This is a genomic window from Porphyromonas sp. oral taxon 278 str. W7784 (genome assembly GCF_000467855.2).
Classification (GTDB): Bacteria; Bacteroidota; Bacteroidia; order Bacteroidales; family Porphyromonadaceae; genus Porphyromonas.
In genome coordinates this window covers 231013-246108 of the sequence record NZ_KI259221.1, presented here as the reverse complement: position 1 = coordinate 246108, position 15096 = coordinate 231013, and the positions used below count along the sequence as shown (strand labels likewise).

Here is a 15096-nt window from a genome sequence, read left to right as displayed (position 1 = left end):
GATGGGGTATGTAGTGGGAGGACTAGAAGCGAGGCTCTGTGAGCTGTACATCACTCTCCCGAAGGATGAGGAGCTGTGGAGTCTCTCCGAAGTAGGTGAGTAGGGCGGTGACGCTACCCGAGCCTTGGGGAAGGGTGCGACCGGCGAACTTCGCATAGCTGCTCGTACGGACGATCACCTTACTACCTTGGCGGTCGACGAGGGTGCGATTGACATTCCTATTCTTCTCCTTCCCTTGAGGGTCGGCATAGGTCTGCCCTAGTTCGGAGGCGAGGAACTGCACCCCATCGAGTCGGATGAGTCTACCTGCGAGCTGCTTGTTGATCCCACTGACTAGGACGGGGAGAGGAGTGACTTCGCCTCGTCCTTCCTTCAGAAGGGAGCGGGGTACGAGGAGCTCTGGGTAGAAGCCCGTCTCGTACTTGTCGTCCTTGGTCGGATAGCCGAGGTTGATCTGTCCGCCGTATCTACCGAGCTTCAGATCCTGGCATAGCAGGCGAACACGGGTCCCTTGCGGATAGAGGGAGCTGAGGTTGCCTAGGGCGAACTTGAGCTCCATCCCTCCGGTCTTATCCTGGATATAGCAGGTCTTGTAGAGGTTCCCCTCGCTGTCGTCGGAGATGATGACCGCTGAGATGACGATGGGCTTAGTGATGACTACTCCACCAGGCTTATAGAGCTCCTTGAGCTGGCTGATGGTATGGGTGGGTAGCGGGAGCTTCTCCTGGGCCTCAGCTTGGGTATCGAAGCGTGGGGGAGCTACTTCATTGTACTTCTCACAACTGGTCGCTCCTAAGCCGAGTAGCATAGCGAGCGATAGCGCATGTATGTGATAGCGATGCATAGTCTAGGCGGATTAGAATTGGAGCGTCGTGTTGAAGAAGAAGGTCGTCCCATAGACGTACGAGAGCTTCGTGTCGAAGGGGCGATAGAGTTGCTGTTCGCCCTCTGCCGTGCGGATCGTACGGATACGAAGCTGCTCGTAGCCTCCGTTGGGTAGTCTACGATTGTTGAGGACGTTGCTCACCGAGAGGTTGAAGCGTAGGTAGGTGCCGTAGTTGATGCGCCAAGAGTAGCTAGCGAAGACATCCACGGTGAAGCCATCCTTCAGTCGCTCGGGGAGGATATAGCTGTAGTCTAGGGAGGTGCGTCCTCGGTCAGTACGCACGACGGGGGACATAGATACGTAGTTGCGTCCGAAGTAGTTGGCATTGATCCCGAAGTTGGCATACCAAGGGGCGTAGTAGGTAAGCCCTACCGTCGCAGCTGTCTGAGGTGTGCCACTGAGGTTCAGTCCCTTCCAGTAGACACGATCCCGATCGATGATCTCATTAGAGTTGTCGATCGACTGGATGTAGGTGGGATTATTCGCATACTGGTACTGTCCTAGAGCAAGGGCAGCATTAGCCGTGAGCGTAGGGCTCAGCTTGGCTTCGAAGCCCGCCTCTACCCCCAGGTGACGTGTAGCGATGCCCGTGATCGTATAGTTGGAGAAGGAGGCATGGCTATCGTCGTAGAAGTTCATCGACCGAGTATGGTCGGCGATGTGAGTGTAGAAGGCAGTCACACGACCACGGAGCCAAGGGAGACGTACTAGATACGAAGCCTCCGAGGAGAAGATCTTCTCACTCTTGGGATCCTCTACGTAGCTGTGGCGGGTACGAGGTGAGATGAAGAGGTTCTGGAAGGTAGGAGCCTGCTCCACATAGCTCACATTGGCCTGGAGGTAGTGATGACCATTGAGCTTGTAGGTCAGCCCTGCCTTGGCAGCGAGGTCATTGAATCGGATCTGATCCGACAGACCATAAGAGTTATTGGGGAAGAGGCCTCGCTTCTGGTGTCCCTCACGCTGTAGCGCCGTGTAGGTATAGGAGATACCGGTGTAGGCATCCAGACGCTGGAGATGGTAGGTGGCATTAGCCCACATCTGGTAGCGGTCGGTCATCGAGCTGTAGTCGTAGCTGAAGCGATCCCCCTTGTGGACGATGCGGTCAGGGTGGAGGAGGTCTACCTGACTCTTCGTAGCGTCACCACCGAAGTCACGCTCGGCGAACTTATCTATGTCATAAGCGAAGTCTGCCCCGAGGAGGTCACCCACCTCTGCGTAGTTGGCCGTGCGGTTGTGACGGAAGTTGATCCCAACCGTCAGCTCTAGCCAGCTCTTGGGGAGCCAGTTCATCGAGCTCGCCCAGGCAAACTCACGCTGGTCGGTATGCCGATCTTCGATCATGTAGAGGGCCTTACGTCCCTCGGCTAGCGTACGACCCTTGGCGTCACGCACGGTCGTTAGGTTGCCTCGGTTGGCCTCGTAGAGACGATCCCAGTTGATGTAGCGTACATTGGGGTCGGTACGCCAGAGTTCGGCGTAGCGAGCTGCCGTCTCAGCATCCTGCCCCTCGGGATCAGCCATGCGGGTGAAGTACGAGGGTAGATAGCGGTAGTAGTCTGCTCGTGGGTCGGGAGCATTGTACCAGTTCAGCGCCGAGTAGGCATTCTTACCGAAGCGGTAGCTGAGGGTAGAGTTGATGCTGAGGGTCTTCTCTTGGTTGGTAAAGTAGTGGGCGATCTGTAGGATCGGCTCGTGACTACGTCGCTCACGAGCATTGCGCCACTTGCCTCCCTGACGACCGATGTTGGGGTTGTAGAAGTTCGACCCCACGAGGTCATAGGCCTCCTGGGTAGAGGCACTCGCCACCCCACGTCGAGTAGGAGCTCCGAGGGCGATGAAGGCGAGGCTATTCGACTCGTCTAGCTTCTTCTCTATACCCAGGAAGTAGCTCCAGGCATCGTAGTACTGCCCACGGACGTAGGAGTACTGTCCATCCCCCGAGCGACGCACGAGACTTCCTGCGAAGCTCCAGCCATCACGTCGCTCCCCAGAGGTATATGTGTAGGCGAAGCGGTTGCTGTAGGTGCGGTTGCTATTCGAGTAGGTGAGTCGCTGCTGAGCGGAGTACATCGAGGGGCGTGTGGTGACATTGTTGGTGATGCCGACGCTCCCGAAGCCTGAGACGATGGGCTCAAAGGTCTGTGAGGTCTGCTGCTGTCGTGTCACGTCGTTGAGCCCACCCCAGAGTGACCAAGCGGAGTAGCCACTGTTGAGGTCATTCATCCCGATACCATTGAGCATCTGCTCATTGTAGGGGGAGTCATAGCCACGATTGCGGAAGCGGGCTGTGCTGAAGACATAGCTCGAGGCACTGAGGTAGGGATCACGGGACGAGGTGAGTAGGGATACTCGGTCCTGGGAGGAGGCACTCTCGCTATCTGTCTCCTCCGATATGATGAGTTCGTCATATCTCGATGCTGGGCTCTCGGGCAGAGCGACGAGCTTCAGCTGGGGGAGGCTTAGCGCTTCGCCATCCTTCTTGACCAGCTCGATCTGCTTCGTCTCGTAGCCGTCGGCGGTGAAGGTCAGCGTATAGCGTCCCTGGGGTAGGGTAGCTAGGAGCTGGCGAGCATCACTCCCGAGGAGTACCCTCCTGGACACGGGCCCGTAGATACTGACTTGCACCTTGGAGATAGGCTTCCCACTGTGGCTGTCGATGACCAGAGCACCCTCAGTCGTCTGCGCTAGGCTGAGGCTACTGAAGACCAGAGTACAGGCAAGTACGGTAATTAGTTTATTCATGCGGCTGCATTTAGTGGATGATCCTACTCGCCTAGGGACGCACAGAGAGTCCCCCTCCAGATTAGCTCCGAGAGTGAGACTCTATGAGAGACACCCGCCTCCAGTAGCCCTGATGAAGCCTCGGGACTCAAGATAGGGACAGCGAGTAAGTTTTGTTACATTTGCACTACTAAATTACACATTCTACTCGTATCAACCCCTAGAATCATGCATATATATTTGTCTAGAAAACTCCTAGCCCTCACCCTTGCTCTTCTGCTGGCCTCCTCGATGATGGTGGCGCAGTCCAAGAAGCAAGTGCGACTGACTGTAGCCTTCTACAACCTAGAGAACCTCTTCGATACCATCGACGGGGAGAACAATGATGCCGACTTCCTCCCCGATGGTAAGAACCAGTGGACCCCCGAGAAGTACAAGCAGAAGCTCCACAATATGGCCTATGCGATCAGTCAGATAGGCTCCAAGCGAGGTCCCGACATCTTAGGGGTCTGTGAGATCGAGAATAGAGGCGTCCTCGAGGATCTGCTGAAGGAGCCTGAGCTGGCCAATGCAGGCTATGAGATCGTCCACTTCGATTCGCCCGACAAGCGTGGTATCGACTGTGCGCTCCTCTACCGTCCTCGCTACTACCAGCTCTCCGATGCTCGCCCCCATCCCGTCCGCCTCAAGGGGGAGGAGTACATCAAGACCCGTGACGTCCTCGAGGTCAATGGTCTCCTCCTCGGAGAGCCCGTCACCTTCCTCGTCGCTCACTGGCCCTCTCGTGTCGGTGGGGAGCAGGTATCTCTCAAGCGTCGCCTACAGGCTGCCGAGGTGATGCGCTCAGTTACAGACTCCCTCCTCACTGCTGATCCTAAGAACAAGGTCATCCTCATGGGGGACTTCAACGATGACCCTACCTCTCCCAGCGTCGTCGAAGGGCTTCGCTCGAAGGGGACTACCGAAGGGCTTGCCTCTACGGAACTCTACAATCCCATGGCCCCGCTCTATACCTCGGGACGAGGTACGCTAGCCTACCGTGATGTGTGGAATCTCTTCGACAACATCCTCGTCACACCTAACCTCATCGCAGGATCAGACGATTCCCTACACCTTCAGTCGGATAAGGCTTCGGGCCACTATGGCTATATCTTCAATGCCGACTTCCTGACTCAGAAGACGGGGCACTTCAAGGGCTATCCCTTCCGCACCTTCTCCTCGGGTCGCTTCCAGGGAGGATATAGCGACCACTATCCTGTCTACATCTATCTGACCAAGACCATCGAGTAGCCCGTAGCCTACGAGCTATCCCTCTATATAGATCGAGCCTTGCTCCCGTCGTGGGGGCAAGGCTCGATCTCGTTTAGGAGGGGAGTATATGTGGGACGGAAGGCTACTTCTTAGTCTTTGCCTTGTCGAGGAGTGGTAGGTACTTAGCATAGCCTGCCTGCTCCATCTCCTCACGAGGGATGAATTTGAGGGCAGCGCTATTGATGCAGTAGCGTAGCCCGCCGAGTTCTTGGGGGCCGTCATCGAAGACATGCCCCAGATGAGCGTCCCCTGTCTTGCTCTTGACCTCGGTACGTATCATGCCGTGGGTGGTGTCTCTCTTCTCGACAAGGAGGGTCGTGTCTATAGGGCGGGAGAAGCTGGGCCATCCACAGCCCGACTCGAACTTGTCCGTAGAGATGAAGAGGGGCTCGCCCGTGGTGATGTCGACGTAGATCCCTTCACGCTTCTCATCCCAGTAATCATTGTCGAAGGGATGCTCCGTTCCCGCATGCTGGGTCACGGCGTACTGTGTGGGGGTGAGTCGGCGACGTAGCTCTTCGTCGGAGGGCTTGGTGTAGGGGTTGGCTTCCTTAGCTAGGCGGAAGAGCTCGGGGCGAATGTGGCAGTAGCCCCCAGGGTTCTTATCCAGATAGTCCTGATGATAGTCCTCGGCGTTGTAGAAGTTCGTCAAGGGCTTAGCTTCGATGACGATCGGAGCAGTGTACTTCTTCTGAAGAGCCGTGAGGGCTGCCTGTATCGTCGGCAGATCCTTGGGGTCGGTGTAGTAGATCCCTGTGCGGTACTGGTCGCCGACGTCACCTCCCTGCTTGTTGAGCGTCGTGGGGTTGATGGTCATGAAGTAGAGCTCGAGGAGCTTGCTGAGGTCGATCTGCTCTGGGGCATAGACGATATGTACGGTCTCGGCGAAGCCTGTCGTATGCTGGCAGACCTCCTCGTAGGTCGGTGCGGTAGACTTGTGGCCATTAGCATAGCCTACCTCGGTGGAGACGACTCCCCGTACTTGCTTGAAGAAGTGCTCGGTGCCCCAGAAGCACCCTCCCGCTAAATAGATCTCTTTCATTGGGCGAATATCTTTAGTTTGCTTTTCTCTTCGGTGGGTGTGTGCCCATAGCCCTAGACAGCCCAAGAGAAGGAGGCCGAGGAGAGCAAGGCTACGCATGCTTTTCTGTTTCATCATCGTGTATACTGGTGGGTTAACTGGTTATTAGGGAGTGGTAGGTGTCTCCTACCTCCTCGCTCGTCATAGCCCTCGGGAGGTGCTCACTAAGCATCCGCTCGAAGGGGGCGAAATCTAAGCCCACATCTTACTAACAAACGTCTGTACCCAATGGTTACGTGCAGTGAAACTAAAGATTATCTACTCTCTGCGCTCGGGGACTATGATGGGGTGCTCGAGCGACCCATGCATGGGTCACTCGAGGACCCCATGAATGGGTCGGTGCAGTGACCCATGAATACCTCCCTTCGGAGACCCATGAATGGGGGCTGAAGCGGAGGGATGATTTGGGCGAAGGAGCTTGGGCTTTAGTTCTGGGTGAAGGAGGAGGAATGGAGAGCGAAAAGAAGAAGGGCGGGATACCAGTCACAGCTGGTATCCCGCCCTTAGTTTATGCTTGGCTGGGGCTAGGGGCTTAGCTAACGCTTGCGCCCCCAGCGCTTGTAGTACTCGGCGTTCTTGTCCTCACGCTTCTTCTTGGCTTCGTCGGGCTTTGTCTTGCGTAGGGCTTCGGGCTTGGCAGAGAAGGGGGAGACAGCGTGGATGTTCCACTTCTCCTCTGAGGTGAAGCCCTTCTTCACGGCGAAGGTCTGCGGGCAGTAGTACACCTCTTCGGGGTCTCGAGTAGGATAGTCCCCTGGGGTAAATTCGTCATTGTGGTCCGTGTCGACGATGAGGCGTAGGTAGTAGTCCCCAGGCTTGAGATCACGGAAGGAGACCCGACAGGACTCTAGAGGCTGGGACTTCCCTTGGACGCTATCTGTCGGGAGGCTGTCCTTCATCGCTACCCGCCCACTTTGCTGGGCGAGGAGGTCCTTGAGTACCTTGTCGCCCTCTGCCGTGGAGGAGGCGGGGAGGGACTGAGTAGAGTCGCTCTTCACCTCAGTTGCCCGAGCCTGTAGGAGCACGGCATCGCTCTTGTCGAGGAGCTGTACGAGGGCATCGGAGCGGATACCTTGGAGCGTCACGGAGAGGTGCCCTAGTTCCTCCTCCTTCTGTATCTGCTGGGTGTAGGCCGTCGAGTCAGAGACCGCTCCGTAGATGTCTCTCAGGGCCGCGGAGTCGAGTGTAGCTCGGTAGCTATGGCCGTAGGCTCGGTCGAAGCGCAGGGTATAGCGTAGGCGATCGAGCGAATTGACCTCGAGGGTGAAGGGCTGAGGCTTGTAGGTCGAGTCCTGACGCACCTCTAGGCGGATGGCGGAGCTGGGGAATGCCTCCAGAGGGCGAGAGGCCACGAGGTAGAGGCTGTCGCCAGGAGTACCCGATGCTAGCCCCTTAGCACCAGCGAGCGTCAGCTGGAGGGGGGAGCGCTCTGGGGTAGCTTCCTTAGTAGCCTTCTTCGTGCGAGTAGGAGGCTTGACGAAGAGGAGGGTATCCGTCTGCTCCCTCACGACGAAAAGCGAGTCGGTCTTAGGATAGGTGAGGGTGAAGCGCACCGAGTCTCGGGCGATGAGATCGGGATCCCTGAGCCAGAAGTCTACGCTACGCCCCTTAGCCGTAGCCCAGTATAGCCGATCCTCGGGGGAGGAAGGCTTGTCGAGGGAGCGTAGTCGAGGGAGTGCCTTGACCTCGGTCAAGAACTCCACCCGGCACACTAGGCTATCCAGACGGCTGTAGCGCTCCATACCCACCTGCTGGAGATGGGCTACCGAGTAGCGCAGGGCGACATCCTGGGGGAAGTAATAGGTATGGGGGTGGGTGACCAGCGAGTCCCGATAGAGGGTATCTCGGCGCACGATCGAATCGATACGTATCGTATCGGTACGCATGCTGTCGAGGAGGCTTGTCTTGTAGTCCTGTCGGGAGAAGGCTAGCCCTTCACTTCGGTCGCTGTACTGATAGTTGGCATCATTATCTTTCGTAGCGAAGACACGGTAGGTACTATCGGGGAGCCCGCGCATGGTGAAGTAGCCCATCTTATTCGTCTTGCTGACATAGGGGAAGGCTACTTTCTGCAGGGTGCTATCCTGAAGCATGGCGCTGGGGTAAGCTCCCACGATGAGCCCGCTCATGGGTTCGTAGGTGAGGGCATCGACGATACGCCCCGCGACCTGCATCGAGTCGATACGCTCCCCCGTGGAGATGAGGTAGCTGAAGCCCTCGAGGGGATTGTCCTCGTTGTTGTCTACGATGACGTCGTCGAAGTAGAAGCTATAGGTCGTGGAGGGGCGTAGGCTATCTTCGAGCTGGATATTGACGTGCCGTCCACTGGCGGTGATACGTGCCGCCTCTCGCTGTGGGGGGGAGACGATGATCTTGTCGGTCTGGCTCGAGAGCTTGACATTCTCATCGAAGGTCAGGACGAAGTGTCGGGTAGTGACGCCCGTGGCCTTGACCTCAGGGTTGGCTTGGAGTAGCCGGGGAGGCTCCATATCATAGGGGCCTCCCTCGGGAGCTCCTTGGTTGGCACAGCTCCAGAGCAGGAGTGAGCCTGCTAGGAAGCTGAGGGCAAAGTGCATCGTTCTATTTGGGTTCATCCAATAGGGTGCTGATTATATGAGTTGGTACGAGCTGAGGGACGCTATCGGTGAGCCCAATGGGGGACTAAGCACCGGCGTGCTTCTTCTTGCTCGTCATGATCTTCAGGACCTTGAGGTCGGTCTCGGCCATGCCGTCCCGTCCGAGATCCGCCAGATTGCGTATGCAGATATCTATGTCGTCATCTACGATCCCTTCGGTGGCGGTCACTACATGGCCCTGCATCGAGAGCATGGCGGAGATCATGGCTGAGCCTACGCCCGTCGAAGCCTTGAGACTACAGCTGGGCTTAGCGCCATCGCAGATCATCCCCGAGACATTGCCGATCATGTTCTTGACCGCTCCTATAGACTGCTCCTTCGTCCCACCCATGAGGTAGGTGACAGCGCAGGCTGAGCCTATCCCCGAGACGACCATACCGCAGAGACAGGAGAGACGCCCCAGGAGCTGCTTGATGTAGACCACGAGGAGACTGCTCATCATGATGGCACGCGTCGTCTGCTCTAGGTCTGCTCCCTGCTCTTCGGCAAACGTCAGGACGGGGAGCATCGAGGAGATCCCTTGGTTCCCACTCCCAGAGTTGCTCATCACCGTGATGGGTGCTCCGTCCATACGGGCATCGCAGGCGGAGCTGGTGTAGGCAAGCATGCGGGTCAGCGGGGTATTACCGAAGTAGCGCTGACCGAGGTCACTATTCAATAGCTTCCCGAGGCTATGTCCGTAGTTGTGGGCTAGCGAGTATTCGCTGGCATGCTTATTCTGTAGGGCCGCCTCGTAGATGAAGCTGATCTCCTCCAGAGGAGCCTCTAGTGCATAGCCGTAGACGAGGTCGAAGGTGAGCGCTATCGGCTCTTCCTCCGTCGTCTCCTCGGTACATGCCTCCTGAGCTACAGCCTCCTGTCTCAGCCCCATCCGATCCACTCCATCCAGCGAGAGCTCCGTGAGCCCTGTGTGGGTAGCCTTGATGACCGATCGGGCTACATGCCCCTCGGTATCGGTCAGTCGTACCTCGATATGCAGGCGGTCGATGCCGTCCCCTTCTTTGAGTCCCACCTCGATGCATTCAGTCTTGGTGAGGGCTTTGGCTCGCTGGAGCTCCTCCTCAGTGAAGCTATCCAGGAGCTCGAGTTGCTTCTCGGGCTGGGCTAGGATAGCACCTAGGGCGATCGCTATCGGTATACCGAAGGTGCCCGTGCCGGGGATACCTACGCCCATAGCGTTCTTGAGCATATTGGCGCTAAGCAGGACTTCGATGCTCTTGGGTGCCGAGTCCACAAGGGACGCAGCGTAGGCAACAGCTAGAGCGACGGCCGCTGGCTCTGTACAGCCAGTGGCGGGGACGACCTCACGGCGCATCAAGGCCGTGATCTGACGGATTTCATTAGGTGTAAGCATGGATCTGGTGTGGTCTAAGGTAGCGAATCGTGTAGGATGACTACTTTCTCTGGGTGCGGAGCTTGGTGACGAGCTTCTGGTCCTTCTCAGTGAGGCCTATGTAGCCACCATTCATAGCAGGCTCCCATGTGCCATAGTTCGGATTGGGCAGGACGATGAAGCGTCGACCAAATTCCTCAGCGAAGCGCACGACCCCTTGGTCACGTACCGCTTCGTCATGGATGTCGAAGAAGTGGTCGAAGTCCCCGAGGTTGTCGCCGAGGAGCATCAGGATATTGTGCGTCTCTAGGACCTTATTACGACGAGCAGTCTTGTCCGAGGTCTTGTCCTTGAGCATGAAGTGGCTGTCGTCGATCTGGGGGAAGCCTAGGGCACGGAGGTTGCGTATCGTACCGGCCCGATTCAGCTCATTGCGGTTGGAGATATAGTAGATATCTACACCGAGGGCATCTGCTCTACGGAAGAAGTCTACCGCTCCCTGCAGTGCTACGGCGTCGGCCTGATCGCACCAGTTGTCCCAAGAGGCTTGTACGTAGTCTTCGCCTCGGAGAGCTTGGTAGACGGAGTTGGCTGTATTGTCGACCATCGTCTCGTCGATATCGGTGACGATCGCCCAGCGCTTCTCCCCTGGAGCTAGAGGTCTGGATGTGGCGGCGAGAAGTCGCTCGGTAGCGATGTTGTAAGCCTGCTGACAGAGCGCCTTGTATTCGGCTGATCGCTGGATCCAAGCCGAAGAGAAGAGCTTCCCCCCGAGGGTAGGGCTCATAGCATGGGAGACCTGACGCTCTTGTTGGTAGACCGTACTCCCTCTAGAGCCTACGCTGATGAAGCAGCTAGAGAGGAGGGAGAGTGATAGGAGCGAAGAAGCTCCTAGAGTAAGAAGTTTCTTGGTGTGAAGCATGATGGGGTGGGAGATTAAGAGTTCGTTTGATTCTTGAGATACTTGAGGTAGCAGGTGCGACAGAGCGGTTGGTACTCCTTGGCCTCACCCAGCATCACCTGCTGGTCGCCAGAGACGAGGCGGTAGGAGTAGTTTGCCCAGCTACCACAGCCTACACAGATGGCGTGGATCTTGTCGACAGAGTCGGCGATGGCACAGAGGTGAGCCATAGGACCGAAGGGGAGACGCTTGAAGTCCATGTCGAGACCAGCAATGATCACCCGGATTCCCTGGTCTGCTAGTTGCTCCACTACATCGGGGAGGCGCTCGTCGAAGAACTGTGCCTCGTCGATGCCGATAACATCCACGTTGGAGGCGAGGAGTAGTAGGTTGGACGAATTGTCGATGGGGGTAGAGGCGATGGTATTGCGGTCATGGGAGACGACAGCGGACTCATCGTAGCGGACATCGATCGTAGGCTTGAAGATCTCGACCCTAAGGCCAGCGATCTTCGCTCGGCGAAGACGGCGAAGGAGCTCCTCGGTCTTACCGCTGAACATCGCCCCACAGATCACCTCGATACTTCCCCGTACACGGGCCAGTCCCGTCTCAAAGGTGTTTAGCATGGCTTTTCTTCTCCTCGGTGGTATCGTGCAGTGAGTCGGCGTGCTCCACCCTCCACTTCTTCGAGGGTGACACGTACGGTATCAGCGGGGAGGATATCCTCCATGACCTCAGGCCATTCGATGAAGCATAGGGCACCGCTCTGGAGATAGTCCTCTACACCTAGGTTAAGCGCATCGGAGAGCTTCTCTAGGCGATAGCAGTCGAAGTGGTAGATGAGCTCACCTGAGGGCTCAGCTCGATATTCGTTGATGATGGAGAAGGTAGGGCTATTGATGACATCCTCTACGCCCAGAGCTGTGCAGAGCGCTTTGATGAAGGTGGTCTTGCCCGTACCCATAGGGGCATAGAAGGCAAAGACATCTCCCCAAGGGAGGACCTCTTCGATGAACTGTCGAGCGATAGGCTCTAAGGCATCAGGGGCAGCTAAGAGGTAGGTGGTCTCTGTGTCCATTAGTCAGTCTTGTTGGGAGGGAAATTAGGGGTTTCTCCTCAGTATTCTTGCTTACAAATTTAAGATATTAAGTGCATAGTGTGATAAGGTAAAGTCCTCCCCTTGCATCTCACTGGATGCAAGGGGAGGACTTTACAGGATGGAGTGGGGCAGAAGCCCTAGTTCATCGGGTGGAAACTACCACGATCAGAAGGTGAACTTCAGACCGAAGTAACCCGATCGGGGCATCGTAGGACCATAGATGTAACCACTATCACGGTCGGCTCCGAAGTCATAGTCACTCTGGAAGGCATTGAATAGGTTGTTGAGCCCGCAGTAGATCTGGACGTTTGCTTTGGTGAAGAGGCGGAGGTCGTAGGTGATCTTAGCTCCGAGGTCGAAGAAGCCCTTGGTCTTGACCAGCTCGTTCCATTCGACGTTAGCTTCCTTCTGCTTCCCGTCCTCGAGGATGGGGGCACCCTTGTCGTCGACAAGAGGAAGCTTGTAGCCTTCGGTGCGGAGGCCCTGTGCGATGGCATTGCGGTCAGTGACAGCAGAGCCCTGCCCCCACTTGACGACGTGAGGCACGTACATCGATCCTGTGTAGGTACCCGTCAGGGCGATATTCAGCGGACGGATGGGGTTGATCCCGATCGTGAAGTACCCGTAGGTAGAGGGCGTACGAGTGATCTCCTTCGAGGTCATCGATACAGTCTGAGGTTCGCCGTCGACTGCTACGTTGTCGAAGTCTGATCCGTCCGCCTTGGGGACGAAGTTCTCATAGTACGAGGCATCATGGTCCCCCTTGATCTTCTGACGTACACCCCATTCCTGGTTGACGTCATACTTATTGCTCGTCAGGGTGAGCCCTGCCTGTAGGGAGAGCCAGCGGTAGGAGATCTTCCCCTCGAGGTTTACGCCGAGGACCTTAGCACCCGAGGATACCTGCTTGCCGTTGTCATCGATCCCGTAGTTGTGACGGGTGTAGTAGGAGATCCCGTTTTCGGACTTATCCTTGTAGTTGGTGAAGACATCAAGAAGGCGTGTGTAGAAGCCTTCGACGAGGACATTAGCCTGTGCTTCACCCAGACGGAAGTACATATCGTTGCTGAGGCTGAAGGAGTGAGAGATCTCAGGGCGAAGGTCCTCTGCATTGGTGACACGCTGTGCCTCACCACCGACGACCCCTACATGGAGGTCTTCGTCGAAGACCTGTGGAGCACGGAAGCCCTTAGCATAGGTAGCACGGAGGTTGATATTCTTCGTGGGGTTGAAGCGCAGGGTAGCACGGGGGCTGAAGATAGCTGCCTTGACGGCGGAGTTCTCATCGAGGCGAGTCCCGACGAGGAGGCTCCAGAGATCATTCTTCCACTCTACCTGGGCGAACTGGCTCGCATTGCGTATCACCTGACGGAGCGCTGGGGAGAGGGAGAGTGGGTTGGCACTAAGGTCGAAGCCATTCTCCAGCGTCTTCTCGGTCTCCCACTCTCTTAGAGGCATCTTGTCCTCCAGGCGGTCGTAGCTGTATTCGGCACCAAGGAGGAGCTGAGCAGGCATGAAGAGTAGACGAGAGAAGTCATAGGTGTACTGAGCACCACCGACCCAAGTGAGGCCACGGGTGATCCCGAAGTTCTTCCCGTAGTCGAGCGGATGGATGGGCCGGCCGATCTTGCCTGTACCCAGTGCTTCGCCCTCATTATCTGTCTCCGTACCCTGAGGCGTGATGAACTTGTCGCCAGCCTTGTTGCGGAGCTTAGGCTCACCGATACCTCCGTAGTAGCTATTACGTGTGATGTGCTGTGCCGAAGCATAGAGCTGGATGTGGCTCTTGTAGTCTGAGCTGTAGCCGTCGAACTTCAGGTTGCCGCTGTAGACCGAGTGACGGATCGACTCTGCCACACCTGCCACTTGCTCGGGCCAGTCGATATGGTCACCCCCACGACGAGCCTCGCTGAAGGTATGGACCTCACCTGTGAGGCGGGTATATTCCGTAGGACGAAGGTAACCACGGAAGCCCAGGGATCGGGAGTCGAGGCGCCCTAGTTCGCTGTAGCCATCACCATTGACATCGTGCTCCTTACGGTAGCGAGCTTGGGCGAAGACCATGGCTCCAGCACGGTTGTCATCACTGACGAGGGAGCCGTTGAAGCTTAGGTTATTATCCAGGTCTTTGAAGCCAGTGAATCCCATACTTTCGTTGAAGGAGAAGCTATTACGCTGAGGCTCCTTTGTGATGATATTGATCACCCCTGCGATCGCCGAAGAGCCGAAGAGGGCAGAGCCCCCGCCACGGACTACTTCGACACGCTCGATCATGTTCGTGGGGATTTGCTCTAAGCCATATACCCCTGCGAGGGCACTCATGATCGGACGGCTATCGATGAGGATCTGTGAGTAGCGTCCATCGAGGCCGTTGATGCGAACTTGGTTGAAGCCACAGTTCTGGCAGTTGTTCTCCACACGCACACCTGGCTGGAAGATCAGTCCTTGGGCGAGGTTCGTCGCATTGGTCTTCTCAAAGAGCTTCCCATCGAGCACCGTCACGAGGGTAGGTGCTAGACGACGGAGCGTAGCCTGACGGTTGGACGAGACGACGACTTCGTCGATACGGATGTTGTCCTGCTCAGCCTCAAAGTTGACTTCGGTGACCTTGTTGGGCTGGACTTCGACGATCCTCTCCTGACTGAGGTAGCCTAGGCCACGCATGACGAGAGTGACCTTCTTTTGCTTGAGATTCTTGAGGAAGTAGTGCCCTGTAGCATCTGTCGCTGTGCCGAAGGTCGTTCCTTTGATTGCGATGGTGATCCCGGCGAGGTTGCTCTCCGGTATTAGCATCAGTCACGTGCCCGATGATATTCATATCGGTCGGCTTCCCTTGAGCAGCAAGATCCGTGCTTAGTCCAAGAGCACAGGACAAGACGAGCTACAGAAGGAGCGTCAAGGAGTAAAACTTACGCATGTTCTAGTGTTAATTAGTTAGTTTATTTGCCTGTAAGGCAGAGTAAAAGTAGCTTATAGACTCTTTGGGTAGATGGCTACGACTCAATATACATATATGTAGGTAGGACGAGGGTGAATTATGTCCCCCTTCGGAGGGATGGTTTAGCGACCTACGGTAGGTCGTCCTTGCGACCCACCGTGGGTCGTCGAGACGACCTACAGTAGGT

Annotated in this window: 10 protein-coding genes; 1 reads left to right on the top strand and 9 read right to left on the bottom strand. The window is 56.5% G+C overall.

Annotated elements, in window-relative coordinates; all coding sequences use genetic code 11:
* Window positions 1–22: 22 nt before the first annotated feature.
* Entirely contained in the window at window positions 23–844 is an 822-nt protein-coding gene (locus tag HMPREF1556_RS01000) for a DUF5689 domain-containing protein (RefSeq protein ID WP_044125029.1), read from the bottom strand.
* Window positions 845–856: 12 nt separating this feature from the next.
* On the bottom strand, window positions 857–3631 hold the full coding sequence (locus HMPREF1556_RS00995; protein WP_021666309.1) for a TonB-dependent receptor: 2775 nt from the start codon (window positions 3629–3631) through the stop codon (window positions 857–859).
* Window positions 3632–3850: 219 nt separating this feature from the next.
* On the opposite strand from HMPREF1556_RS00995, the gene HMPREF1556_RS00990 reads away from it, so the two are divergent.
* Window positions 3851–4900 carry an endonuclease/exonuclease/phosphatase family protein gene (locus HMPREF1556_RS00990; protein ID WP_052332594.1) on the top strand — a complete coding sequence of 350 codons (1050 nt, stop codon included), beginning with the start codon at window positions 3851–3853 and terminating at the stop codon, window positions 4898–4900.
* Window positions 4901–5003: 103 nt separating this feature from the next.
* Here the strand turns inward: HMPREF1556_RS00990 and msrB are convergent, their stop codons facing one another.
* The 7 genes from msrB to HMPREF1556_RS00955 all read right to left on the bottom strand — a co-directional run bounded on the left by msrB (window position 5004) and on the right by HMPREF1556_RS00955 (window position 14764).
* On the bottom strand, window positions 5004–6080 hold the full coding sequence (msrB, locus tag HMPREF1556_RS00985; RefSeq protein ID WP_021666307.1) for a peptide-methionine (R)-S-oxide reductase MsrB: 1077 nt from the start codon (window positions 6078–6080) through the stop codon (window positions 5004–5006).
* 458 nt (window positions 6081–6538) lie between these two features.
* Window positions 6539–8596, bottom strand: a complete 2058-nt coding sequence (locus HMPREF1556_RS00980) for an Ig-like domain-containing protein (protein ID WP_232299019.1) — start codon at window positions 8594–8596, stop codon at window positions 6539–6541.
* A 67-nt stretch (window positions 8597–8663) separates the two neighbouring features.
* The gene (locus HMPREF1556_RS00975) at window positions 8664–9992 is read right to left on the bottom strand and encodes a serine dehydratase subunit alpha family protein (RefSeq protein WP_021666303.1); all 1329 of its coding nucleotides are present in this window, start codon (window positions 9990–9992) and stop codon (window positions 8664–8666) included.
* Between the two features lie 40 nt (window positions 9993–10032).
* The gene (locus tag HMPREF1556_RS00970; protein ID WP_044125028.1) at window positions 10033–10893 is read right to left on the bottom strand and encodes a 5'-nucleotidase, lipoprotein e(P4) family; all 861 of its coding nucleotides are present in this window, start codon (window positions 10891–10893) and stop codon (window positions 10033–10035) included.
* 14 nt (window positions 10894–10907) lie between these two features.
* Complete coding sequence (locus HMPREF1556_RS00965) at window positions 10908–11498, bottom strand: thymidine kinase (RefSeq protein WP_021666301.1); 591 nt, start codon at window positions 11496–11498, stop codon at window positions 10908–10910.
* Window positions 11492–11950: a tRNA (adenosine(37)-N6)-threonylcarbamoyltransferase complex ATPase subunit type 1 TsaE gene (tsaE, locus tag HMPREF1556_RS00960; protein WP_021666300.1), complete on the bottom strand. Its 459-nt coding sequence runs from the start codon at window positions 11948–11950 to the stop codon at window positions 11492–11494. Before tsaE ends, HMPREF1556_RS00965 begins: the two co-directional genes overlap by 7 nt.
* Before the next feature lie 186 nt (window positions 11951–12136).
* Complete coding sequence (locus tag HMPREF1556_RS00955) at window positions 12137–14764, bottom strand: TonB-dependent receptor (protein WP_021666299.1); 2628 nt, start codon at window positions 14762–14764, stop codon at window positions 12137–12139.
* Window positions 14765–15096: the final 332 nt, after the last annotated feature.

What these genes read in the sequence shown, in the direction of transcription:
- HMPREF1556_RS01000 (WP_044125029.1), bottom strand. Translation starts at nt 844, where the DNA reads ATGCATCGCTATCACATACATGCGCTATCGCTCGCTATGCTACTCGGC.
- HMPREF1556_RS00965 (WP_021666301.1), bottom strand. Translation starts at nt 11,498, where the DNA reads ATGCTAAACACCTTTGAGACGGGACTGGCCCGTGTACGGGGAAGTATC.
- HMPREF1556_RS00995 (WP_021666309.1), bottom strand. Translation starts at nt 3,631, where the DNA reads ATGAATAAACTAATTACCGTACTTGCCTGTACTCTGGTCTTCAGTAGC.
- msrB (WP_021666307.1), bottom strand. Translation starts at nt 6,080, where the DNA reads ATGATGAAACAGAAAAGCATGCGTAGCCTTGCTCTCCTCGGCCTCCTT.
- tsaE (WP_021666300.1), bottom strand. Translation starts at nt 11,950, where the DNA reads ATGGACACAGAGACCACCTACCTCTTAGCTGCCCCTGATGCCTTAGAG.
- HMPREF1556_RS00970 (WP_044125028.1), bottom strand. Translation starts at nt 10,893, where the DNA reads ATGCTTCACACCAAGAAACTTCTTACTCTAGGAGCTTCTTCGCTCCTA.
- HMPREF1556_RS00955 (WP_021666299.1), bottom strand. Translation starts at nt 14,764, where the DNA reads ATGCTAATACCGGAGAGCAACCTCGCCGGGATCACCATCGCAATCAAA.
- HMPREF1556_RS00980 (WP_232299019.1), bottom strand. Translation starts at nt 8,596, where the DNA reads ATGAACCCAAATAGAACGATGCACTTTGCCCTCAGCTTCCTAGCAGGC.
- HMPREF1556_RS00975 (WP_021666303.1), bottom strand. Translation starts at nt 9,992, where the DNA reads ATGCTTACACCTAATGAAATCCGTCAGATCACGGCCTTGATGCGCCGT.